The following is a 22,287-nucleotide window of genomic DNA, read 5'->3' as shown; positions in this document are numbered from 1 at the left end:
ACTCCAGGCGACCATGAATGGGAACCACTGAAATGACCGAAGACACCATCAAGCGCCGGGCACGCGGGCTGGACCGGGCGTTCGATATCCTCGATTTCCTCAAGGAGATCGGCCAGCCCCTGCGTCCGAACGACATCGCCAGCGGCATCGGCAGCCCCAAATCCACGGTCTACGAACTGGTGGCCTCGCTGCTGGAACGACGCATCCTGGAGCCGGTGGGCAAGGACGGTCATGTCTACCTCGGTCGCCAGTTGTACTTTCTCGGGCAGGCACACCTGCGACATTTCGACCTGACTCGCGAGGCCGATCACGCCTTGCAGGAAATCGTCAGCCAGACCCGTGAAACGGCGCAGATGTGCCTGCTCAACGGGCGCAAGTACACCGTTGCGCTGATGAAGGAGGGGGAGCGGCATTTCCGCATTTCCTCGGACATCGGTGAAAACGCGCCCATCCCCTGGACCGCATCCGGGCGCTTGCTGCTGGCGCACCTGAGCGACCAGGCAATCGTCGACCTGATCGACCACGACGACTTCATCCTGCCCAATGGCGAACGCTTGGAACTTGCGCAGTTTCTCAAGGAAATCCGCCAGGCCGGAATCGATGGTTTCTTTTCCTTCGATAGCGTCGCCGACACCTTTACCCATTGCTTCGCCGCACCGGTCAAAGAACCCAACGGCGTGGCCATCGCGACCCTGTGCATCGTCGCCCCCCGGGCCGATGCCAAGAACAACTACAACGACTACCGCCGGGTGCTGATCGAAAGCGCCAATAGCCTGGCCCGTCGCATCAACGAATAACAGCGGCTGCCTGCGGCCGCGTGAACGAGGAGTTCGACCATGTCTTCTGCCCCCAATACCGCCGCCGTGGAAAAAGGCACCGCACCCAAGGGCGCCAGCCTGGTGCGTGACGTCAGCCTGCCTGCGCTGGTACTGCACCGCGAGGCGCTGGAACACAACATTCGCTGGATGCAGGCGTTCGTCAGCGACAGCGGAGCGGAACTCGCGCCCCATGGCAAAACCAGCATGACCCCGGCGCTGTTCCGGCGCCAACTGGACGCCGGTGCCTGGGGCATCACCCTGGCCAGCGCCACCCAAACCCGTGCGGCCTACGCTCATGGTGTGCGCCGGGTGCTGATGGCCAACCAGTTGGTCGGTACGCCGAACATGGCGCTGATTGCCGACCTGCTGGCCGACCCGACGTTCGACTTCTATTGCATGGTCGATCACCCGGACAACGTAGCCGACCTCGGTGTCTATTTCGCCTCCCGTGGCGTGCGTTTGAACGTCATGATCGAATACGGCGTGGTCGGTGGTCGCTGCGGTTGCCGCAGCGAGCAGCAAGTGCTCGACCTGGCCAAGGCCATCGCCGCGCAACCGGCGCTGGCCCTGACCGGGATCGAAGGCTACGAAGGGGTGATCCACGGCGATCACGCGGTGACCGGTATCCGCGATTTCGCCGCATCACTGGTGCGCCTGGCGGTGCAGTTGCAGGACAGCGGTGCCTTCGCCATCCCCAAGCCGATCATCACCGCGTCGGGTTCGGCCTGGTATGACCTGATTGCCGAGTCGTTTGAAGCACAGAACGCCGCCGGGCGTTTCCTCAGCGTGCTGCGTCCCGGCAGTTACGTGGCCCATGACCATGGCATCTACAAGGAAGCGCAGTGCTGCGTGCTCGACCGTCGCAGCGACCTGCACGAAGGCCTGCGTCCGGCGCTGGAGGTGTGGGCGCACGTGCAGTCGCTGCCGGAGCCGGGGTTTGCGGTGATTGCCCTGGGCAAGCGCGACGTGGCCTACGACGCCGGTTTACCGGTGCCATTGCTGCGTTACAAGGCGGGCGCCGTGCCGGCCAAAGGCGATGATGTGAGCGTCTGCAAGGTGACTGCAGTGATGGACCAGCATGCGTTCATGACCGTGGCACCGGGGGTTGATCTGCGGGTGGGCGACATCATTTCGTTTGGCACTTCGCACCCGTGCCTGACGTTCGACAAGTGGCGTGTCGGTTGCCTGGTGGATGAGCAACTGAACGTCATCGAGACGATGGAAACCTGTTTCTAAGGGTTTGAGATCGAGTTGCGGCCATCGCGAGCAAGCTCGCTCCCACAGGGTTTTGTGTACACCGAAGATCCAATGTGGGAGCGAGCTTGCTCGCGATGAGGCCAAACCAGACAACACCGAAACACCAGAGACCCCACAACAATGAACACCATCAACACCCTGGGCCCCAACACTCCACGCATCGCCCTGATCGGCGAGTGCATGATCGAGTTGCAGCATCGCGCCGACGGCAGCCTGCAACAGAGCTTCGGCGGCGATACATTGAACACGGCCGTGTACCTGTCCCGGGAACTGGGAGAGGACGGCTCCGTGGACTACGTCACCGCCCTGGGCGATGACAGTTTCAGCGACGCGATGTGCCAGAGTTGGGCGGCGGAAAATATCGGGCTCGCCATGGTCCAGCGTCTGCCCGGACGCCTGCCGGGTTTGTATTGCATCCAGACTGACGCTGCCGGTGAGCGACGCTTCCTGTACTGGCGCAACGAAGCGGCCGTCCGCGATTGCTTCACCACCCCGGCCGCCGCGCCGATTCTCGCCGCGCTTCCGGATTATGATGTGCTGTACTTCAGCGGCATCACCCTGGCGGTACTCGGTGCGCAAGGTCGGGAAAAACTGCTGGAAACCCTGATCGAAGCCCGCCAGCGCGATGCGCGAATCGTGTTCGACAACAACTACCGGCCACGGCTGTGGGCATCGGTCGAGGACGCCCGGGCGGCATATCGCAGTGTGCTGGCGTATGTCGACCTGGCGTTGCTGACGGTGGATGACGAACAGGCGTTGTTTGGTTATGCCGATGGTGACGCGGTGTTTGCCGCGTATGAGCAGATCGGTACGCCGGAAGTGGTGCTCAAGCGCGGCGCACAAGCGTGCCTGATTCGTTGTGATGGAGAGTCGTTCGAAGTGCCGGCGCAGAAGGTCGAGCGGGTGGTGGACACCACGGCGGCGGGGGATTCGTTCAGCGCGGCGTATCTGGCTTCGCGGCTCAAGGGCGGCAGCCCTTCGCAAGCCGCCGAGGCCGGGCATCGGTTGGCGAGCCGGGTGATTCAGGTGCCGGGGGCGCTGATTCCCAGAGATTGAAATGCATTAACTGGGGCGAGGGGGGGCTTTGTGGCGAGGGGGCTTGCCCCCGTTGGGCTGCGAAGCAGCCCCAAACCCTGTCTACCGGATTTATCTGACATGCCGAGTGCAGCGAACTCACGAGTGCTGCGCACTCGAACGGGGGCAAGCCCCCTCGCCACAGGGGCCTGACCAGCCACTCAATCCCGGTAAAACACCTGCACCAGGTGATACCCGAACTTGCTCTTGATCGGCCCATGCACCACCCGCAGCGGTTTCTTGAAGATCACCGCATCAATCACGCCGACCATCTGTCCCGGCCGCACTTCACCGAGATCGCCGCCGCGCTTGCCCGATGGGCAGGTCGAATACTTCTTGGCCAGCACGTCGAACGCTTCGCCCTTGGCGATGCGTTGTTTGAGCTGCTCGGCTTCTTCCGAGGTTTTCACCAGAATATGGCGGGCTTGAGCTTTCATTGGCGGTACCTTGCAACGGTGGTGGCTATGTGGGCGGCAGTGGGGGCGCGCGATTATGCCTCAACTCAGTCCGGTTGACTGATCATCGTGCGAATCTTGTTGGCCAGCAGATCGATGGAAAACGGCTTGGCTACCATGTCCATGCCCTCTTCGAGAAAACCCTGGCGCTCGGCGGCGATCTCGGCGTAACCGGTCATGAACAGCACTTTCAGTTCGGGACGATGCTGACGGGCGATTTCCGCCAGTTGGCGGCCGTTCATGCCCGGCAACCCGACGTCCGTCACCAGCAGGTCCACTCGCAGGTCCGACTCCAGCAGCGGCAGGGCGCCCTTGGCATCTTCGGCTTCATGGGCTCGGTAACCGAGCTCATTGAGCAGGTCCAATACCAGCATGCGCACCGCCGCATCGTCCTCGACCAGCATCACGGTTTCGCCGGCAATGGCCGCCGGTGCCTCGCCGATGACGGGCGACAAAACTTTTTCCGACTCGGTCGAATGCAGGCGCGGAAGGTACAAACGCACGCTGGTGCCCCGTCCCGGCAGGCTGAACAGACTGACGTGGCCCCCCGATTGCTGGGCGAAACCGTAAATCATCGACAAGCCCAAACCGGTGCCCTGGCCGATGGGCTTGGTGGTGAAGAACGGGTCGAATGCCTTGGCCAGCACCGAGGGCGTCATGCCGGTGCCGTTGTCGCTGACGGCAATCATCACGTAGTCACCGGCCTTGACCGGTTCCAGGGTCGTCATGTCACTGCCGTCGAGGTACACGTTGGCCGTTTCGATCTGCAACTCGCCGCCATCGGGCATGGCGTCCCGGGCGTTGATCACCAGGTTGAGCAGGGCGTTTTCCAGTTGGCTGACATCGGTGTTGACCCGCCAGATGTTCTCGGCCAGTTGCAGGTCGAGCTCGATATGGTCGCCCTTGGTGCGCCTGAACAAGTCTTCCAGAGAGTGGATCAGCTCGTTGGGGTTGAGCGGCTTGCGATTGAGTGATTGGCGGCGGGAGAACGCCAGCAGGCGATGGGTGAGGGCGGCGGCGCGGTTGGCCGAGGACACGGCCGCTTCGGTGAATCGACCGATCTCGCTGGCGCGGCCGTCGGCAATGTAGCGTTGCATCAGGTCGAGGCTGCCGATGATGCCGGTGAGCATGTTGTTGAAGTCATGGGCGATGCCGCCGGTAAGCTGGCCGACCGCTTCCATTTTCTGCGCATGGCGCAAGGCGTCTTCGGCACGTTCGCGCTCGAACATCTCGTTTTGCAGGCGCTCGTTGGCTTCGGCCAGTTGGCGGGTGCGGGCGGCAACCCGTTCTTCAAGGGTTTCGTTGAGGTTACGCAGGGCTTCTTCGGTCTTTTTGCGCTCGGTTTCGTCGATCACAAAGATGTAGAAACCGTTCACGGCGCCATCCGCGCCGTGGCGTGGCAGGTAATTCATCAAGGCCTGGCGGATGCTGCCGTCGCGGTGTGGCGTGCTGATGCTGAAACAGCACGGCCTGCCGGACAGCGCTTCCTTGATGTGCGGGGCGCGCAGCGCATAGGCTTCTTCGCCGAGCACCTCAAGAATGGTTCGCCCGTAAAGTTCTTGCGGCGTCAGCCCGTACCAGTCGAGGTACGCCGCATTGTTCAGGCGAAAGCGTTCTTCGCGGTCGACGTAGCTGATCAGGACCGGCATGGCGTTGATGATCAGTTGCAGCTCGGTCTGGCTCTGGCGCAGGGCCTGTTCGGTGTGTTTGCGCTCGGTCAGGTCCAGGGCGGCGCCGAGGAAGCGCACCGGCCGGCCATGGTGATCCTTGTAGCAGCGACCGCGGGCAAATACCCAGCGCATCTGGCCGTCGGTTTGCAGCAGGCGATACTCCTCGGCGTATTCGGTGCCATGGGTGATGCAATGCTTGATGCTGCGGGCGATCAGGGCGCGGTCTTCGGGGTGTACGCCGTGCAGGTATTCACTGATCGGCAATTGGCTGGCCATGGCCGGGTCGATGCCATGCAGTTGGGCAAAATGCGCATCGGCGATGAAACGGTCCTCGCTGATGTCCCAGTCCCAGGTACCGACCGCATCGGTGGCGGCGAGGGCCAGTTGCAGGCGTTCCTCGGTTTCACGCTGGGCCTTGAGGCTGGCCGCCGAGCGCTGTTCGAGTTCGAGGGCGATACGCCGGCGTTCGTTGGTTTCGATGGCGGTGACCAGGATCCCGGACACCTGGGCACCTTCGTCGCGGATCGGGCTGTAGGTCAGGTCGAGCCAGAAGTCAGACTCCTGGCCCCCGCGTTGCAGGGTAAAGCGCTGCTCGCTGTAGGTGCGCACCTGACCTTGCAGGACGGCGCTGTAGATCGGGTCGGTGAAGTCTTGCAACTCTGGCCAGATCAGGTGTGTCGGTTGTCCGAAAGCGTGCGGATGCTTGTTCCCGGCGAGCAGGGCGAAGCCGTCGTTGTAGATTTGCGTCAGTTGCGGGCCCCATAACAGCAGCATCGGCATCGGTGAGTGAATGACGATGTCCACGGCGGTTCGCAGGCTTTGTGGCCAAGTGCTGGCAGCGCCCAGCGGGCTGCTCGCCCAGTCGATTCGGGCGATCAAGGCCTGGGCATCGCTGGCGGTTGGTATTGCGTTCATCTGGGAGTCCTGCACATGAGTCGCTTTGGCTGGGACTATTCTTGCACAGGTGATAGGTGCAGGTTGATTCGAAGGCTTGAGCGGTTACTGTGGGAGCGAGCTTGCTCGCGATGGCGTCGGGTCACGTTGCATTGATGTGAACTGACACTCCGCTATCGCGAGCAAGCTCGCTCCCACAGGTAATCCCATTTCAATCCATCAGTTCGGGCCGGTCACGAAATTGCTCCAGCGCCTCGGGATTGGCCAAGGCATCAGTGTTCTTCACTTTCTGCCCATGCACCACATTGCGTACCGCCAACTCAACGACCTTGCCGCTGATGGTCCGGGGAATGTCCGTCACTGCCACAATCTTCGCCGGCACATGACGCGGCGTGGTATTGGCGCGAATCACCTGGCGGATCTGCTGTTGCAGGGCCTCGTCCAGTTCGAGCCCGTCGCGCAAGCGCACGAACAGCACCACCCGCACGTCGTCCTGCCACTGCTGACCGATCGCCACGCAGTCGAGCACCTGGGGAACTTTCTCCACCTGGCGATAGATTTCCGCCGTGCCGATGCGCACGCCGCCGGGGTTGAGAACGGCATCCGAGCGACCGTGGATCATCATTGCGCCATGGGTCAGCTGTTCGGCGTAATCACCTTGGGCCCAGACGCCGGGGAACAGGCTGAAATAGGATTTGCGCAGTTTTTCGCCATCAGGATCGTTCCACAGGCCAATGGGCATCGCCGGGAAATGCCGGGTGCAGACCAGTTCGCCTTTTTCACCGATCACCGGGTGGCCTTCGTCGTTCCACACTTCAACGGCCATGCCCAGGCTCTTGCCCATGATTTCGCCGCGCCGCACGGGCGACATCGGGTTGCCGTTGACGAAGCACGAGACGATGTCGGTGCCGCCGGACATCGAGGCCAGGCACACGTCAGCCTTGAAGTCGCGATAGACGAAGTCGTAACTGTGCGGCGACAGCGCCGAGCCGGTGCAAAGCAACGTCTTGAGGCTGCTCAGGTCATGACTTTCACGGGGCTTGATACCGCTGCTTTCCAGGGTTGCGAGGTATTTGGGACTGGTGCCGAAGACGCTGATGCGTTCGTCGTCGATCAGGTCGATCAAGCGTTGTGGCTCGGGCTGGAACGGTGAGCCATCGTACAGCACCACGGAGCTGCCGGTGGCCAGTGCCGACACCAACCAGTTCCACATCATCCAGCCGCAGGTGGTGTAGTAGAACAACCGTTCACCGGGGCCTAGATCGCCATGCAGGCCGTGTTCCTTGACGTGTTGCAGCAACACGCCGCCGGTGCTGTGGATGATGCATTTGGGCACGCCGGTGGTGCCGCTGGAGTAGAGGATGTACAGCGGGTGGGCGAAGGGCACGGGGACGAAATCCGGCTCGCCGCCGGGTTCGTAGAAATCGTCCCACAGCGTCACGTTGGCCTGGGTGTGGAATTCTTCGATGTGCGCCTGTGGCCGAGCGTAAGGCACGACGATCAGCTGTTGCAGCGAAGGCAGACGCTGGAGGATCTCGTTGACCTTGGCGGTCTGGTCGATCTCCTTGCCGGCATAGCGGTAGCCGGCGCAGGTCACCAGTACTTTCGGTTCGATCTGACCGAAACGGTCAACCACCCCTTGGGTGCCGAAGTCCGGTGAGGAGCAGGACCAGATAGCGCCAAGGCTGGTGGTGGCGAGCATGGCCACCAGTGTCTGCCAGGTGTTGGGCATGCACGCGGCGACCCGGTCACCCACACCGACGCCGGCGGCGATCAAGCCATTCTGAAAACCGGCGACCTGTTCGGCGAGTTCAGCCCAGGTCAAATGTTCACGCTGACCGTTTTCGCCGACGGCTATCACGGCGATCGCATCGTCGCGACGCTGTAGCAGGTGTTCGGCAAAGTTCAGCGTTGCACCGGGGAACCATTGGGCGCTGGGCATCCGGGGGCCTTCGAGCAGCACGGCGTCGGGTTGCTCGTGGAAGCGGATGTCGAAGAAGTCGACGATGGCCTGCCAGAAGTCCGGGCGCTGATCGATGGACCACTGGTGCAGGGCAGGGTAGTCGTCGATCTTGAGGTGGTGTCGCTGATTGATGAAGCGCCGAAAGGCTTCCATGCGGGTCTTGCCAATGCGTTTGGCGTCGGGTTGCCAGAGGATGTCGGACATGGTTTGCCTCTTCTTTTTTATGCCTTCACACAGGCTGATGTGGCGCCGGCTTTTGTGGCGAGGGAGCTTGTGTGGCGAGGGGGCTTGCCCCCGTTCGGCTGCGAAGCAGTCGTAAAATCAGACAACCTGAATCGTCTGTGAGTTTTTGGGGCGGCTTCGCCACCCAACGGGGGCAAGCTCCCTCGCCACAAGGGTCTATCAGCCAGTCACTGCGCCAACCACCCACCATCAACATTCCACGCCGCGCCCCGCACCTGGCTGCCGGCTTCGCTGCACAGGAACAGCACCAGTTCACCCAGTTGCGGCGGTGTCACGAATTCCAGCGATGGCTGCTTTTCAGCGAGCAAATCGTGCTGCGCCTGCTGCGGGTCAACTCCACTGGCGGCACGATCATCAATCTGCTTTTGCACCAGCGGCGTCAATACCCAGCCTGGGCAGATTGCGTTGCAGGTGACCTGGGTGGTTGCGGTTTCCAGCGCGACCACTTTGGTCAAGCCGATCACCCCATGCTTGGCGGCGACATAGGCTGACTTGCCCACCGAACCGACCAGACCATGCACTGACGCAATGTTGATCACCCGGCCCCAGCCCTTGGCGCGCATGCCCGGCAGGCTCAAGCGGGTGCTGTGGAACACCGACGACAGGTTGATGGCGATGATCGAATCCCAGCGCTCCACCGGAAACTCATCCACTGCTGCCACGTGTTGAATGCCAGCGTTGTTGACCAAGATGTCGACGCCGCCGAACTCGCGCTCGGCGTAGGCAATCATGTCGGCAATTTGCGCCGGATCGCTGACATCGGCCGGGTGATGGCCGACCTTGCCCCCGAACTGTTGCACCTGGGCGATCACTTGGGAGGCATCGCCAAAGCCGTTGAGGATCAGGTTGGCCCCGGCCTTGGCCAGGCTGAGGGCGATCCCCAGGCCGATGCCGCTGGTGGATCCGGTGACCAGTGCGGTCTTGCCCGAAAGAGTCGTCATGAATACCTCACACAATGCCAGTGGCGTAGAAAGTGCCGATCACCACGAAAACCGCCAGGGTCTTGATCAGCGTAATACAGAAAATATCTTTGTAAGCTTCGCGGTGGGTCAGCCCGGTGACCGCCAGCAGGGTAATCACCGCGCCATTGTGCGGCAGGGTGTCCATACCGCCGCTGGCCATCGCGGCGACCCGGTGCAACACTTCCAGCGGAATGTTCGCCGCATGGGCTGCGCTGATGAACTGCTCGGACATCGCCGCCAGCGCGATGCTCATGCCGCCCGAGGCGGAACCGGTGATGCCGGCCAGCAGAGTCACGGTAATCGCTTCGTTGACCAGTGGGTTGGGAATGCTCTTGAGCCAGTCGGCCAGTACCAGGAAACCCGGCAGGGACGCGATCACCGCGCCGAAACCGTATTCCGAGGCCGTGTTCATCGCCGCCAGCAAGGCACCGCTGACCGCACTTTTACTGCCTTCGGCCAGCTTGCGGCTGATCGCCTTGTAGCCGAACACCAGCACCATGAGGATGCCGACCAGCAAGGCTGCCTGTACCGCCCAGATCGCCGTGAGCTTGGCGATTTCCGTGGTCACCGGCGTGGCCATGCCCGGCAGCGCGAGGCTGTGGGTCTTGCCGTACACCTGCGGAATCCAGTGGGTGAACAGCAGGTTCATGATGCCCACCGCCAGCAGTGGCGACAGCGCCAGCCAGGGGTTGGGCAGCTTCAGGTCGGGGGCGGTTTCCGGCTCGTTGCGCAGGTCCGAACCATAGCCTTCACCGGTACGCTGGGCCTTGTTGCGCTGGCGCTGGAGAAACAGCATGCCGGCGCAGAACACGAAGATCGTGCCGATCACGCCCAGCCACGGCGCTGCCCAGGCGGTGGTGTTGAAGAAGGTGCTGGGGATGATGTTCTGGATTTGTGGCGTGCCGGGCAGAGCGTCCATGGTGAACGAGAAGGCGCCCAGTGCAATGGTCGCCGGGATCAGTCGCTTGGGGATGTTGCTCTGGCGGAACATTTCAGCGGCAAACGGATAGACCGCGAACACCACCACAAACAACGATACGCCGCCGTAGGTCAGCAGGGCGCAGACCAGCACGATCACCAGCATCGCCTGGCGGGTGCCGAGCAGGCGAATGGCTGCCGCGACGATGGAGCGCGAGAAACCGGACAGTTCGATCAGCTTGCCGAACACCGCGCCGAGCAGGAACACCGGGAAATACAGCTTGATGAAGCCAACCATTTTTTCCATGAACACCCCGGTGAAAGCGGGGGCGACGGCAGACGGGTCAGTCAGCAGGACAGCGCCGAGGGCGGCAATCGGGGCAAAAAGGATAACGCTGTAGCCACGGTAGGCAGCCAGCATCAGCAGCGCGAGGGCTGCCAAGGCAATGATCACACTCATGGTGTGTCTCCTGGGTTGTTATTTTTGTTGGGTGAAGCCTGGTGGGAGAGGCGTATAGCGAGTTTTGTGCCATCTTGCTAAGTTATTGAAATATAAGGATATATTTGATTTGCGAGGGTTGAGTTCGAATGCTTTGTCTCTAATTCGAGACTTTTGGCGATGGTGCTGGCCTCATCGCGAGCGAGCTCGCTCCCACAGGGGGACGGAGTAGTTCAGTAGAACAAGGTCTAATGTGGGAGCGAGCTTGCTCGCGATGATCTATCTATCAATGGAGATTGCTGTCTCTCTATTGAGACTCGGCAATCCCCAGCGCCGCCATTTTCTTGTACAACGTCGACCGCCCCAGCCCCAGCCGCGCCGCCGCATCAACCACCTTGCCCCCGCATTGCGCGAGGGTGGTTTCGATCAATTGCCGGTCAAATCGCTCCCGCGCCACACTGAACGTCTCGTGGGCAAGCGGTTCGATGGTCAAGGGCGCCACGCGTTCCACCGGTATGAATGTACCGATCGCCCCGCGGATGTCCGCCACCGTCAGGCGCAAATCATCACTGAGCAGCGCGGCCCGCTCCAACACATTGCGCAGCTCCCGGATGTTCCCCGGCCAGGCGTGTTGCCCCAGCAGTTCCAGGGCTTCATGGTGCAATTCATGCTGGCTGCGCAGTTCTTCGAGAATGGCCTCACTGAGCGCCGGCACGTCATCGAGGCGGTCACGCAGGGGCGGAACCTGGATCGGCAGCACGTTGAGCCGGTAGTACAAGTCGGCGCGGAATTCGCCGCGCTTGATCGCGGCTTCCAGGTCCGTAGAGGTCGCGGCGATCACCCGCACATCGCTCTGGATCACTTCGTTGGAGCCCACCGGCTCGAATTCCTTTTCCTGCAGCACACGCAGCAGTTTGCTTTGCAGGGGCAGCGGCATGTCACCGATTTCGTCGAGGAACAACGTGCCGCCCTGAGCGATCTGCAATTTGCCGGCGCGGCCCTTGCGGTCGGCACCGGTAAACGCGCCTGGGGCGGTGCCGAAGAATTCGGCTTCCAGCAGCGATTCGGGAATCGCCGCGCTGTTGATACTGACAAACGCCTTGTGCGCGCGGGGCGAGGCGTTGTGGATCGCCTGGGCCAGCAACTCTTTGCCGGTGCCGGTCTCGCCGAGCAGCAATACCGGCGATTCGGTGCTCGCACTGCGCCGGGCGCGGCGTTTGACTTCCAGGCTGGCGGCGCTGGTGCCGATGAAATGGGCGAAGTTGTATCTGGTCTGCCGCGCCCGCAGCAGCGAGCGGGTGGAGGCCAGTTCTTCCTGCATGCTCATATAGCGCTTGAGCATCGGTGACAGGCTACGCAACTCGTCGAACAGGGCGAAACCGATGGCGCCGATGACTACGCCGGCATCGTCGTGAATCGGCAGGCGCATGACCACCAGCGGTTCTTTGGAGGTGTCTTGCATATCCAGCAGAATCGGCCGGCCGGTGCGTACCACCTCACGCAGCAGGCTGCCGGGGATCACGCTTTCGCAGGGCTTGCCGATCGCAACTTCCGCCGATTGCAGGCCGAAGCGCCGGGCATACCGCTCATTCATCCAGACGATGTTGGCATCGCGGTCGACAATCACCGTGCCCTCGCTTGATTGTTCGATGATTTCGAACAGCGAACGGATCGCCAGCAAGCGAACGCGCTGGTAGTCCTTGAGGCTTTCGGTGGTGTTCATGGACACTGATCCTGATTGTGTATTGCTTGTGGTGGCCTCATCGCGAGCAAGCTCGCTCCCACAGTTGATCTGTGTCGTTCACAAATCCCCTGTGGGAGCGAGCTTGCTCCGGGCGGCGTTCCGACGATGGCCGCGATGCGGTTTAACGGCCAGATTATGCCTGCCCCAACATCGCCGCCGCCAATAGCTCCTTGGTGTACGGATGCTGCGGTGAGTCAAACACCTCATGGCTGGCGCCGCGTTCCACCACTTTTCCGTCCTTGATCACGATCATGTCGTGGGCCAGGGCGCGCACCACTGCCAGATCATGACTGATGAACAGATAGGTCAATCCGTACTTTTCCTGAAGCTGACGGAGCAGGGCGACCACTTGTTTTTGCACCGTGCGGTCCAGCGCCGAGGTTGGTTCGTCGAGCAGGATCAGTGCCGGTTTCAGCACCAGCGCCCGGGCGATGGCGATACGTTGACGCTGCCCGCCAGAGAACTCGTGGGGATAGCGATGGCGACTTTGGGGGTCAAGGCCGACTTCGTTCAGTGCCCGGATCACTTCGGCATTGCACTCTTCAGTGCTCAACTGGCTGTGCACCTCCAGGCCTTCGCTGATGATCTGCGCGACCGACATTCGCGGGCTGAGGCTGCCGAAAGGGTCCTGGAACACCACCTGCATCTTCTTGCGCCACGGCCGTAGCTGTTTTTGCGTCAGGCCGTCCAGCGCCTGGCCTTGAAAGCGAATACCGCCTTCGGAGTCGAGCAAACGCAGGATCGCCTGGCCAAGGGTGGACTTTCCCGAACCGGACTCGCCGACGATGCCCAGGGTCTTGCCGCGTTGGATATTCAGGCTGATGCCATCCACTGCACGCAGCCAGGTCTTGCGCTGAAACAGGCCACCACCGACGGGAAACCGCACCTGCAGGTTGTCCACCTCCAGTACGTTTTCGCGCTCGTCCCGGGGCAAGGCTTCGCCCTCGGGTTCGGCGTGCAGCAGTATGCAGCTATAAGGGTGCCTGGGTTCGGTGAACAGGGTTTCGCACGGCGCCTGCTCGACGATTTCCCCGGCCTTCATAACGCACACGCGCTGGGCGATGCTGCGCACCAGATTGAGGTCATGGCTGATCAGTAGCAGCGACATGCCCAGCCGCTGTTGGAGGGATTTGAGCAGCAGCAGGATTTTGCGCTGCACCGTCACATCCAGCGCGGTGGTCGGTTCGTCGGCAATCAGCAGTTCCGGTTCACACGCCAGGGCCATGGCGATCATCACCCGTTGGCGCTGCCCGCCAGACAATTGATGGGGATAGGCCTTGAGGCGCTCTTCGGGTTTCTGGATGCCTACCAGATGCAACAATTCGAGGATCCGCGCTTGCGCCGCCTTGCCCGCCAGGCCTTTGTGCACCAGCAAGGTTTCACCGATCTGTTTTTCGATGCTGTGCAGCGGGTTGAGGGAGGTCATCGGCTCCTGGAAGATCATCGCGATGCGATTGCCGCGCAGTTTGCGCAACTTGCCGGCATCGGCGCCCACCAGTTCCTGGCCGCGATAGCGGATGCTGCCTGTCGTCTCGGTATCGGTTTGCGGCAGCAGTTGCAGGATCGAGTGGGCCGTCACCGACTTGCCCGAGCCCGATTCGCCCACCAGCGCCAGGCATTCGCCGGGGCGGATGTCCAGGCACAGATTGCGCACCACGGTCTGGCCACTGAAGGCCACGCTGAGGTCACGGATTTCGATCAGGTTGGTCATATCAACATCCGCATCAAGATCGGGGGTCAAAAGCGTCGCGCAGTGCTTCGCCAATGAACACCAGTAAAGAAAGAATCAGCGCCAGGGTGAAGAACGCCGTCAGGCCCAGCCATGGCGCTTGCAGGTTTTGCTTGCCCTGACCGATCAGTTCACCCAGGGAAGCGCTGCCGGCAGGCATGCCGAAGCCGAGGAAGTCCAGCGCCGTCAGGGTGGAAATCGCCCCGGTCAGAATGAACGGCAAGTAGCTCAAGGTCGCGTTCATGGCGTTGGGCAGAATGTGCCGCACGATGACTTTGCGGTCGGTCAGGCCCAGCGCGCGCGCGGCCTTGACGTATTCCAGGTTGCGCCCGCGCAGGAACTCGGCGCGCACCACGTCCACCAGGGCCAGCCATGAAAACAGCGCCATGATTCCCAGCAGCCACCAGAAATTCGGCTCGACGAAGCCCGACAGGATGATCAGCAGGTACAGCACCGGCAACCCGGACCACACCTCCAGCAGACGCTGGCCGAGCAAATCCACCCAGCCGCCGTAATAGCCTTGCAGGGCTCCGGCCGCGATGCCGATCAGGGCACTGACAAAGGTCAGCATCAAGGCAAACAGGATCGACACCCGGGCACCGAAGATCACCCGGGCCAGAACGTCCCGTGCCTGGTCGTCGGTGCCCAGCCAATTGACGCTGGAGGGTGGGCTGGGGGCAGGCTTGTTCAGGTCGTAGTTGGGGGTGTCGTCACTGAACGGAATCGGTGGAAACAGCAACCAGCCGCCATCCTTCTTGATCAGTTTCTGCACGTAGTCGCTGCGGTAGTCGGCCTGGAACGGCAGTTGCCCGCCGAAGGCCTGTTCGGTGTGGCGCTTGAAGACCGGGAAGTACCACTGGCCTTGATAGCTGACCACTAACGGTTTGTCGTTTGCGATCAGTTCGCCGCCCAGGGTCATCAGGAACAGGCCGACAAACAACCAGAGCGACCACCAGCCCCGACGGTTTTTCTTGAAGCGCTCGAAGCGGCGACGCGCCAGCGGTGAAAGCTTGAGCATCAGGCGTTCCTCGCGGCGAAGTCGATACGCGGGTCGACCAGGGTGTAGCAGAGGTCGCCGACCAGTTTTATCAGAAGGCCAAACAGGGTGAAGATGAACAGCGAGCCGAACACCACCGGATAGTCCCGGGACACTGCCGCTTCGTAGCTCATGCGGCCGAGGCCGTCGAGGGAGAAGATCACCTCGATCAGCAGGGAACCGGCAAAAAACACACTGATGAACGCCTGGGGAATGCCCGACACCACCAGCAGCATGGCGTTGCGGAACACGTGCCCGTAGAGCACCCGTCGTTCACTCAAGCCCTTGGCCCGGGCGGTGACCACGTACTGGCTGGTGATTTCATTGAGGAACGAGTTCTTGGTCAGGATGGTCAGCGTGGCGAATCCGCCGATCACCAGGGCGGTCACGGGCAACACCAGATGCCAGAAATAGTCGGCCACCTTGCCAAGGGTCGACAGCGATTCGAAGTTGTCCGAGACCAGCCCGCGGACCGGAAACCAGTTCAGCGAAGTGCCACCGGCAAAGATCACGATCAGAAACATCGCAAACAGGAACGCCGGCATGGCATAGCCAATGATGATCGCGGTACTGCTCCAGATGTCGAATTGGCTGCCATGGTGCACGGCCTTGCGGATGCCCAGGGGAATCGACACCAGATAGGTGATCAGCGTCGCCCAGAGTCCGAGGGAAATGGTCACGGGCATTTTTTCGAGGATCAGGTCGGTGACGGTGGCGCCGCGGAAGAAGCTTTTGCCGAAGTCCAGGCGCGCGTAGCTGGTGAGCATTAGCCAGAGGCGTTCGTGGGCCGGTTTGTCGAAGCCGTACTGTTTTTCAATGTCCTTGATCAGCTGCGGGTCGAGCCCGCGACTGGCCCGTGATTTGCCGCTCATGGACTCGCCGGAACCGCCGCCAACCGCGGCGCCGCCAATGCCTTGCAGGTGCGCGATGGCCTGTTCGACCGGCCCGCCCGGCGCGGCCTGGACGATGACAAAGTTGACCAGGAGAATAATCACCAGCGTCGGAATGATCAGCAGCAGACGCCGCAATATGTAAGCCCACATCAGTGCGGCCCTCCGGGTTTGCCTCGGCTGATACGCTCGGCCGTCATCTGTTGGTTGGTCAATGGCGTGGTGCTCATCTCCCACCAACTCTCGATGGCTTCGTCATTACTCGCTTGCACGTTCGGGATGCCGAAGCGGTTCCACCACACCGTTGAGGTGCCCGGCGGGTAATAGTTGGGAATCCAGTAGTAATTCCATTGCAGCACCCGGTCCAGAGCATGGGCGTAATGCAACATGTCAGCCTGGGTATTGGCGCGGATCAGCCCGGTGATCAGGGTGTCCACCGCCGGGTTCTTCAACACCATGTAGTTGTTGGAGCCAGGGTCGGTGGCCGCCTCCGAACCGAAGTAATTGACCAGTTCGCCCCCCGGAGAGGTGGTGACCGGGTAGCCGGTGACGATCATGTCGTAGTCGCGGCTCATCAGGCGATTGACGTACTGGGACGAGTCGATGCGGCGGATGTTCAGGTCGATGCCGATCTGTTTCAGCGTGCGTTTATAGGGCAACAGCAGGCGGTCCATGCCGTTTTGACTGACCAGGAACGTGAAGCTCAGCGGTTCGCCGTGGGCATTGACCAGTTGGTCGCCATCGGGTTTCCAGCCGGCCTGTTCGAGCAAGTCCAGGGCCTGCAACTGCTTGTCACGAATCACGCCGCTGCCATCGGTCTTCGGCGCCTCGAACACCTGGGTGAAGACCTCGTCGGGAATCTGCCCGCGCAGCGGTTCGAGAATCGCCCGCTCACCGGCATCCGGCAGTTGCCGGGCCGCGAGATCGGTATTGGAAAAAAAGCTCTGCTGGCGGATGTACATGTCGCGCATCATCTGCCGGTTGCTCCACTCGAAGTCCCACAGCATCACCAGCGCCTGGCGCACGCGACGGTCCTGGAACAGGGGCTTTTGCAGATTGAACACAAAACCCTGGGCCGGTTGCGGCGCCTCTGTGGCGAGGTGGGCTTTTTGCAGGCGACCATCGCTCAGGGCCGGGCTTTCGTAGCCGATGGAGTAAGCGGTGGCGGAAAATTCCCGGTTGTAGTCATAGGCGCCCCCGCGCAGGACCTGGCGCGCCACGTCGGTATCGCCGAAGTACTCGATGCTGAAATGATCGAAGTTGTACAGGCCACGGCTGACCGGCAGATCCTTGCCCCACCAGTCGGGATTGCGTTCGAACGTGATGCTGCGCCCCGAATCGATCTTGCCGACTTTATAGGGGCCGCTGCCCAACGGCGCTTCATAGCCGCCGCCACCGGCGAAATCGCGGCTCTTCCACCAGTGTTCGGGAAACACCGGCAAGGTTGCGATATCCAGGGGCAGGGTGCGATTTTCGTTGTTCTTGAAATCAAAGCGGATGGTCAGTGGCGATTCCACTTCGACGCTTTTGACATCGGCGAATTGGGTTCGGTAGCGCAGGCTGCCCTGGGTCATCAGCAGGTCGAAGGTGTAGCGCACGTCTTGGGCGGTAATCGGTTTGCCATCGGCAAAACGCGCTTTGGGGTTGAGGTAAAAGCGCAGGGACAGGCCGTCCTCTGAGCGCTCCATCTTCTCAGCCACCAGACCGTAAACGGTATAAGGTTCGTCCAGCGAGCGTTGGGCCAGTGGCGAGTAGATCAAGCCGTCAATCTGTGTAACGCCGATGCCTTTGTCGATGTAAGGCAAAACATGATCGAACTGACCGATTTCGATCGCCGATCGCCGCATCGTGCCACCCTTGGGGGCCTGCGGGTTGGTGTAGGCGAAATGACTGAAGCCGGGAGGGTATTTCGCCGGTTCGCCGTACACGGTCATTGCCGGTTGCGGTGCCGCATGCACGCCCCAGGCACCCATCAGCAGGGCCACGGCCGTCAACAGCAAAGTAGGGAAAGCCAGTCGCATTGTCAGCCTTAGAGCCGGAGGTCGTTAACGACAATTTGTACGCTAGCGGCGCGTCCCTCGCCAGCCGTATTGCACGTTGAAAACACAACGGCCCACCAATAGGCGGGCCGTTGTGTGAATAGCTCAGGCGTCGATCAGTCCTGACGGCTGGTCACTTCCAGCAGGTGGAAACCGAACTGGGTCTTGACCGGGCCCTGGACCACGTTGAGCGGTGCGCTGAAGACCACGGTGTCGAATTCCTTGACCATCTGGCCCGGACCGAACGAACCCAGGTCACCGCCCTGGCGGCTGGAAGGGCAGGTGGAGTTTGCCTTGGCAACTTCGGCGAAATCGGCGCCAGCCTCGATTTGGGCCTTGAGTTCGTTGCACTTGGCTTCGGAGGCAACAAGGATGTGACGGGCAGTGGCTTTAGCCATGGGAAAATACTCCTTTCAATACTCGATAAAGTGCTGAGCCTACCGGATTCAGTGAGCTATTTCTCCTCAAAGTTCCGTTCCACGCGGGATCCGCGGCAGTCGCACCTCAAAGGCCGGCGTCCCTCGAGCGCCTGGCGTGCTGGACATACAGTTCAATCGGGTTGACACCTTTACGCAGTTGACCGGCCGGCTGGCCAATGGTGTCCAGATGATCCAGTGAATAGTCGGACCGGATAACCGTTCCCAGATGGGAGCTGAAACGACCGACCAAACCGTCGTTCTGCTCGCTTTCCGTGACGAAATAACCGGAAAGGGCTCGACAGAAGACGTTGAACGGATCGAGCGCATAAAGCCCTTCTTGGAGCGCATTCGGCGGCAGCACGCCGCTCCACGAGTAGTAATGAACACCGTTGACCCGTTCGCACCCCTTGCCACCCCAGGTGGTAGGCAGTCCTTGTGGGTATTTGTCGTTGAATGCGCCTACGCCTTCGGTGGTCAGCGCGTTGAGGGCGGCAATGGCGTTCCGCGGTAGATACTGATTGTCGCTTAATGCCGCGAGGAAGTCGGCGAACAGGGTCACCACTGTCTCGGCCACATGTTCCGGCAGGCAGCCCGGTGTCAATGCCTTGCGCAGGAAGTCGGCCAGTTCCGAACCATGGTTCGGCCCGCTGACAGAGGTGACCGATGCCACGCTGTGTGGCGCAATCGCCGCGGCATAACGTGCGGTCAGTGCGCCCTGGCTATGACCTATGAGGTTGACTTTGTGTGCACCGGTTCCTTCCAGTACCCGCTCGATCTGTGCGAGCAATTGGTCTCCGCGTACCTCGTTGTCATGGATGGCCGACAAGTGGGGAACGAACACCCTGGCTCCGGCGTTCCTCAGCGCCTGCCTGATATCGTGAAAGAGCTCGAACTTGCCGATTCTTTCGAAGCCGAAAAGGCCGTGGACCAGCAGTATTGGGTAACAAGTGCTTGCATTCCTTTGCATGTTCATACCTTTACGCAGAAGTTCATTGGGGCTGCATGGCGCTTCACTCTAAAACACTCGAGGTTGGCGCGATGTATGAAAAGTCCGGCGAAACTTGCGGAAAACGGAATAGAACAAGTGCGAATACCCAAGAGTGGCTGAAGCCTTGGTCGGAATCGATTGAGGACTTTTCGCGGCAATCAGCTTGTTGCTGATCAAAGACCTACTTTGCATGTATCGACTTTCCGAGCGGGTCAGCGTTTGAGGCCGACATCGCGATTGTTTGCCATGGGGTTAAATAGCCGTCCAGAGCCGGCCACCTGTCCGGTGTCTATTCCAGGGAATGGAGCGAATGAATGACTGCTTATGAACCCGATACCTTGAATCTCGTGCAGCAACCATTACCACCTCCCAAGCTGGAGCAGGCGCAAAACGGTGTTCTGAACCCTTCTGACAAAAAAGCCGTCATCAGGGTCCAGCCGTATCCAGGCATGACCTGCGGCGACAAATTACTATTGAGTTGGGCGGGGCTGGATGCCGATGGCCTCGCCTGCAAGCATCAGGTGGCGCGTTTTGTCAGTGAGGAACGGGTCGGCGAGGACATCATCTTTGCCGTAAGTGGTGCAAATATCGCGGCGCTTGAGGGTGGCTCACTGGAAATCGGTTACTCACTCACGAGCACTCGATTTGCCGACCCCGTGCATTCCCATCGTCTGCAGCTGAGTGTCGGTGACGTGCAATGCAACCTGTTGCCCGCGACGGTGAGCGATGTGGTGGGTAGAACGCTTGATCCGGATCGGGTGAAAGAAGGGGCGATCGTTACGATCAAACCCTATGCGCACATGGCGGCGGGCGACTGGGTGTTGCTGACCTGGGCGGGCGTTTCGGTCGACTCAAGTTTCAGTGATGCACTCAAGGTCGAGTCCTTCGCGGTGGGGGACGAACTGTCGTTTTGGGTCAGTCCGGAGTGCATTACGCTGAATCTGGGCTCCTCAGTGTCCGTCGATTATTGCGTCAAGCAAGCAGGGCAGGGGCCTCGTTATTCTGAAGTAACGGCACTGATGATTGACATCCTGGAGCGCCGACCACTGCAAGCACCCACTGTGCTGGAAGCCGACGAAGGTTGGGTGGACCTGCATGATGCGCAGGATGGCGTGACCGTCGTCATCGAGAACGCCAGCGCTGAAAAAGGAGAACGGATTTACCTGGAGTGCGACGGGGAGAAACTCAATCACCATGACGACCGCGAAATAACCAGGGACACCGTTGGCGAGCCGTTGGTGTTCATCATTCCCTACCCGTTCTGGAGGGAACATCGAGATTCGGCGATCCGTGTTTCCTATTCAGTCGAGCGCCTTGACGGCACTCGACAGCAATCGGGGGTGACGCTGGTTCAAGTGCAGTCCCTGATGGGACATTGATTGCCATTTGCCCTCCAGACTTTCCATGAAGGCCGGAGGGCGGACGGATGATGCCGATTATCAGGCGTTTTTTGACGCTCGCAGCCGATCTGCCGCTTCAAGCAACAACTGTTCTGTCCCGGCCCAACCGAGGCAACCATCGGTCACCGACACACCGTATTTCAATGACGAACTCAATGGCTGGCAGCCTTCGAACAAATGGCTCTCGATCATCATGCCGATCAGCGAACGGTCACCTTGCAGGCGTTGTTCAAGTACATCGTTGAAAACGGCTGGCTGGCGCAACGGGTCTTTGCCGCTGTTGGCATGACTGCAATCGACCATGATTCGAGCCGGAATCCTGAGCCTGGTCAGGTCGCTGTTCACTTGGGCGATGCTGGCGCTGTCGTAGTTCGGACCGCGATGGCCGCCGCGCAGTACCAGGTGCGTGTCTGCATTACCCGGAGTTTGAATGATCGCCGGATGTCCCTGGCTATCGACACCGAAATGGCGATGGGGATGGGCGGCGGAGCGCATGGCGTCGCTGGCGACGCCGACACCGCCGTCTGTCCCGTTCTTGAACCCTACAGGCATGCCCAGGCCGCTGGCCATTTCCCGATGGATCTGCGACTCCGTGGTCCGGGCGCCAATTGCGACCCAGCTCAACAGATCATCGAAGTAGCCGGCCGCCATCGGTTGCAGCAGTTCAGTGGCGACGGGCAGGCCCAGGCGGAGCATTTTGCGCATCAGCTCTCGGGACAGCGTCAGGCCGGCGGCCATGTCATCGCTGCCATCGAGGTGCGGGTCGTAGGCGAGGCCTTTCCAGCCAACCGTGGTACGGGGTTTTTCGACGTAGGCACGCATCACCAGCAGCATTTCGTCGCTGACTTCGGCGGCGAGGCGGGCAAGGTTGCCAGCGTATTCGAGGGCTGATTCGGGATCGTGTATCGAGCAGGGGCCGACGATGACCAGCAGGCGGGAATCCTCACCGTTGAGGATCGCGCGAACCGCCTGGCGGTGGGCGGTGACTTGCCGGGTCAGGGCGTTGCCGAGGGGCAATTGCTGTTTGAGTTGCAATGAGCTGGGCAGGCGCAGGGTCAGCGCTTCATTGGCAGGGCTCAAGGTGGACAGCGGCAGTGCAGAGACGGACGAGTTCATATTCAAGGCTTCCTGGGCTGGTGGCGGGTTCGTGCCCGCGCTCTCGGCCCTACTGGGGTGTTCGACAATTGGCCGGATTGGCTGCGTGTGTGTGCTTGCCACCTGTGGGTGACCGATCGGAGGCGGCAGGCTGTCCCGAGCGGAGGGTGGTAAATCGCCAGGCGGTAAAACTGTCGTAACGGTAATAAGTGGCGTAGTTCATGTTCTTAATCCTCTGAATGTCTGGTGTGTCG

17 protein-coding genes are annotated in these 22,287 nt (G+C 61.0%); 4 read left to right on the top strand and 13 right to left on the bottom strand.

Annotated elements, in window-relative coordinates:
* Positions 1–32 precede the first annotated feature (32 nt).
* The 3 genes from ABIE16_RS11105 to ABIE16_RS11095 all read left to right on the top strand — a co-directional run bounded on the left by ABIE16_RS11105 (position 33) and on the right by ABIE16_RS11095 (position 3,131).
* A complete protein-coding gene (locus tag ABIE16_RS11105; RefSeq protein ID WP_429521171.1) occupies positions 33–797 on the top strand; it encodes an IclR family transcriptional regulator in 765 nt (254 codons plus the stop codon).
* 39 nt (positions 798–836) lie between these two features.
* A complete protein-coding gene (locus ABIE16_RS11100; protein ID WP_429521131.1) occupies positions 837–2,054 on the top strand; it encodes an amino acid deaminase in 1,218 nt (405 codons plus the stop codon).
* 141 nt (positions 2,055–2,195) lie between these two features.
* On the top strand, positions 2,196–3,131 hold the full coding sequence (locus tag ABIE16_RS11095; protein ID WP_218498187.1) for a sugar kinase: 936 nt from the start codon (positions 2,196–2,198) through the stop codon (positions 3,129–3,131).
* A 179-nt stretch (positions 3,132–3,310) separates the two neighbouring features.
* Here the strand turns inward: ABIE16_RS11095 and ABIE16_RS11090 are convergent, their stop codons facing one another.
* The 12 genes from ABIE16_RS11090 to ABIE16_RS11035 all read right to left on the bottom strand — a co-directional run bounded on the left by ABIE16_RS11090 (position 3,311) and on the right by ABIE16_RS11035 (position 19,517).
* Complete coding sequence (locus ABIE16_RS11090) at positions 3,311–3,586, bottom strand: peptidylprolyl isomerase (protein ID WP_007898282.1); 276 nt, start codon at positions 3,584–3,586, stop codon at positions 3,311–3,313.
* 65 nt (positions 3,587–3,651) lie between these two features.
* On the bottom strand, positions 3,652–6,189 hold the full coding sequence (locus ABIE16_RS11085) for a PAS domain-containing protein (protein WP_429521130.1): 2,538 nt from the start codon (positions 6,187–6,189) through the stop codon (positions 3,652–3,654).
* Positions 6,190–6,379: 190 nt separating this feature from the next.
* The gene (locus ABIE16_RS11080; RefSeq protein ID WP_429521129.1) at positions 6,380–8,335 is read right to left on the bottom strand and encodes an acetoacetate--CoA ligase; all 1,956 of its coding nucleotides are present in this window, start codon (positions 8,333–8,335) and stop codon (positions 6,380–6,382) included.
* Between the two features lie 206 nt (positions 8,336–8,541).
* Positions 8,542–9,315 carry a 3-hydroxybutyrate dehydrogenase gene (locus tag ABIE16_RS11075; RefSeq protein ID WP_090455621.1) on the bottom strand — a complete coding sequence of 258 codons (774 nt, stop codon included), beginning with the start codon at positions 9,313–9,315 and terminating at the stop codon, positions 8,542–8,544.
* A gap of 7 nt (positions 9,316–9,322) precedes the next feature.
* Positions 9,323–10,714 (bottom strand): GntP family permease, encoded by a 1,392-nt coding sequence (locus ABIE16_RS11070; protein ID WP_090455620.1) that lies wholly within the window; start codon positions 10,712–10,714, stop codon positions 9,323–9,325.
* A gap of 286 nt (positions 10,715–11,000) precedes the next feature.
* Positions 11,001–12,416: a sigma-54 interaction domain-containing protein gene (locus ABIE16_RS11065; protein WP_349736621.1), complete on the bottom strand. Its 1,416-nt coding sequence runs from the start codon at positions 12,414–12,416 to the stop codon at positions 11,001–11,003.
* 154 nt (positions 12,417–12,570) lie between these two features.
* Positions 12,571–14,148, bottom strand: a complete 1,578-nt coding sequence (locus ABIE16_RS11060; protein ID WP_057714606.1) for an ABC transporter ATP-binding protein — start codon at positions 14,146–14,148, stop codon at positions 12,571–12,573.
* Positions 14,149–14,161: 13 nt separating this feature from the next.
* Positions 14,162–15,184 (bottom strand): ABC transporter permease, encoded by a 1,023-nt coding sequence (locus ABIE16_RS11055; protein WP_057714609.1) that lies wholly within the window; start codon positions 15,182–15,184, stop codon positions 14,162–14,164.
* Positions 15,184–16,245, bottom strand: a complete 1,062-nt coding sequence (locus ABIE16_RS11050; protein WP_429521128.1) for a microcin C ABC transporter permease YejB — start codon at positions 16,243–16,245, stop codon at positions 15,184–15,186. Before ABIE16_RS11050 ends, ABIE16_RS11055 begins: the two co-directional genes overlap by 1 nt.
* A complete protein-coding gene (locus ABIE16_RS11045; protein WP_429521127.1) occupies positions 16,245–18,113 on the bottom strand; it encodes an extracellular solute-binding protein in 1,869 nt (622 codons plus the stop codon). Before ABIE16_RS11045 ends, ABIE16_RS11050 begins: the two co-directional genes overlap by 1 nt.
* Before the next feature lie 134 nt (positions 18,114–18,247).
* Positions 18,248–18,529, bottom strand: coding sequence for a peptidylprolyl isomerase (locus tag ABIE16_RS11040; protein ID WP_008051985.1), 282 nt, complete (start codon positions 18,527–18,529; stop codon positions 18,248–18,250).
* A 106-nt stretch (positions 18,530–18,635) separates the two neighbouring features.
* Positions 18,636–19,517, bottom strand: coding sequence for an esterase/lipase family protein (locus ABIE16_RS11035; protein WP_429521126.1), 882 nt, complete (start codon positions 19,515–19,517; stop codon positions 18,636–18,638).
* A gap of 335 nt (positions 19,518–19,852) precedes the next feature.
* Here ABIE16_RS11035 and ABIE16_RS11030 point away from each other — a divergent pair, with 335 nt between their 5' ends.
* Positions 19,853–20,917, top strand: coding sequence for a hypothetical protein (locus tag ABIE16_RS11030; protein WP_429521125.1), 1,065 nt, complete (start codon positions 19,853–19,855; stop codon positions 20,915–20,917).
* Positions 20,918–20,977: 60 nt separating this feature from the next.
* On the opposite strand, the gene ABIE16_RS11025 is transcribed toward ABIE16_RS11030, so the two are convergent.
* On the bottom strand, positions 20,978–22,054 hold the full coding sequence (locus ABIE16_RS11025; protein WP_429521124.1) for a 3-deoxy-7-phosphoheptulonate synthase: 1,077 nt from the start codon (positions 22,052–22,054) through the stop codon (positions 20,978–20,980).
* Positions 22,055–22,287: the final 233 nt, after the last annotated feature.

Origin of the sequence: Pseudomonas sp. 2725 (genome assembly GCF_050434585.1) — a bacterium.
GTDB classification, from domain to species: Bacteria; Pseudomonadota; Gammaproteobacteria; order Pseudomonadales; family Pseudomonadaceae; genus Aquipseudomonas; species Aquipseudomonas jessenii.
Note: the sequence above shows the minus strand (reverse complement) of the source record. Positions and strands in the feature narration are given on the sequence as shown.

Coding starts and splice junctions, on each gene's coding strand:
- ABIE16_RS11090 (WP_007898282.1), bottom strand. CDS start 3,586: ATGAAAGCTCAAGCCCGCCATATTCTGGTGAAAACCTCGGAAGAAGCC.
- ABIE16_RS11055 (WP_057714609.1), bottom strand. CDS start 15,184: ATGCTCAAGCTTTCACCGCTGGCGCGTCGCCGCTTCGAGCGCTTCAAG.
- ABIE16_RS11050 (WP_429521128.1), bottom strand. CDS start 16,245: ATGTGGGCTTACATATTGCGGCGTCTGCTGCTGATCATTCCGACGCTG.
- ABIE16_RS11045 (WP_429521127.1), bottom strand. CDS start 18,113: ATGCGACTGGCTTTCCCTACTTTGCTGTTGACGGCCGTGGCCCTGCTG.
- ABIE16_RS11105 (WP_429521171.1), top strand. CDS start 33: ATGACCGAAGACACCATCAAGCGCCGGGCACGCGGGCTGGACCGGGCG.
- ABIE16_RS11095 (WP_218498187.1), top strand. CDS start 2,196: ATGAACACCATCAACACCCTGGGCCCCAACACTCCACGCATCGCCCTG.
- ABIE16_RS11085 (WP_429521130.1), bottom strand. CDS start 6,189: ATGAACGCAATACCAACCGCCAGCGATGCCCAGGCCTTGATCGCCCGA.
- ABIE16_RS11025 (WP_429521124.1), bottom strand. CDS start 22,054: ATGAACTCGTCCGTCTCTGCACTGCCGCTGTCCACCTTGAGCCCTGCC.
- ABIE16_RS11035 (WP_429521126.1), bottom strand. CDS start 19,517: ATGCAAAGGAATGCAAGCACTTGTTACCCAATACTGCTGGTCCACGGC.
- ABIE16_RS11100 (WP_429521131.1), top strand. CDS start 837: ATGTCTTCTGCCCCCAATACCGCCGCCGTGGAAAAAGGCACCGCACCC.
- ABIE16_RS11080 (WP_429521129.1), bottom strand. CDS start 8,335: ATGTCCGACATCCTCTGGCAACCCGACGCCAAACGCATTGGCAAGACC.
- ABIE16_RS11040 (WP_008051985.1), bottom strand. CDS start 18,529: ATGGCTAAAGCCACTGCCCGTCACATCCTTGTTGCCTCCGAAGCCAAG.
- ABIE16_RS11060 (WP_057714606.1), bottom strand. CDS start 14,148: ATGACCAACCTGATCGAAATCCGTGACCTCAGCGTGGCCTTCAGTGGC.
- ABIE16_RS11070 (WP_090455620.1), bottom strand. CDS start 10,714: ATGAGTGTGATCATTGCCTTGGCAGCCCTCGCGCTGCTGATGCTGGCT.
- ABIE16_RS11075 (WP_090455621.1), bottom strand. CDS start 9,315: ATGACGACTCTTTCGGGCAAGACCGCACTGGTCACCGGATCCACCAGC.
- ABIE16_RS11030 (WP_429521125.1), top strand. CDS start 19,853: ATGACTGCTTATGAACCCGATACCTTGAATCTCGTGCAGCAACCATTA.
- ABIE16_RS11065 (WP_349736621.1), bottom strand. CDS start 12,416: ATGAACACCACCGAAAGCCTCAAGGACTACCAGCGCGTTCGCTTGCTG.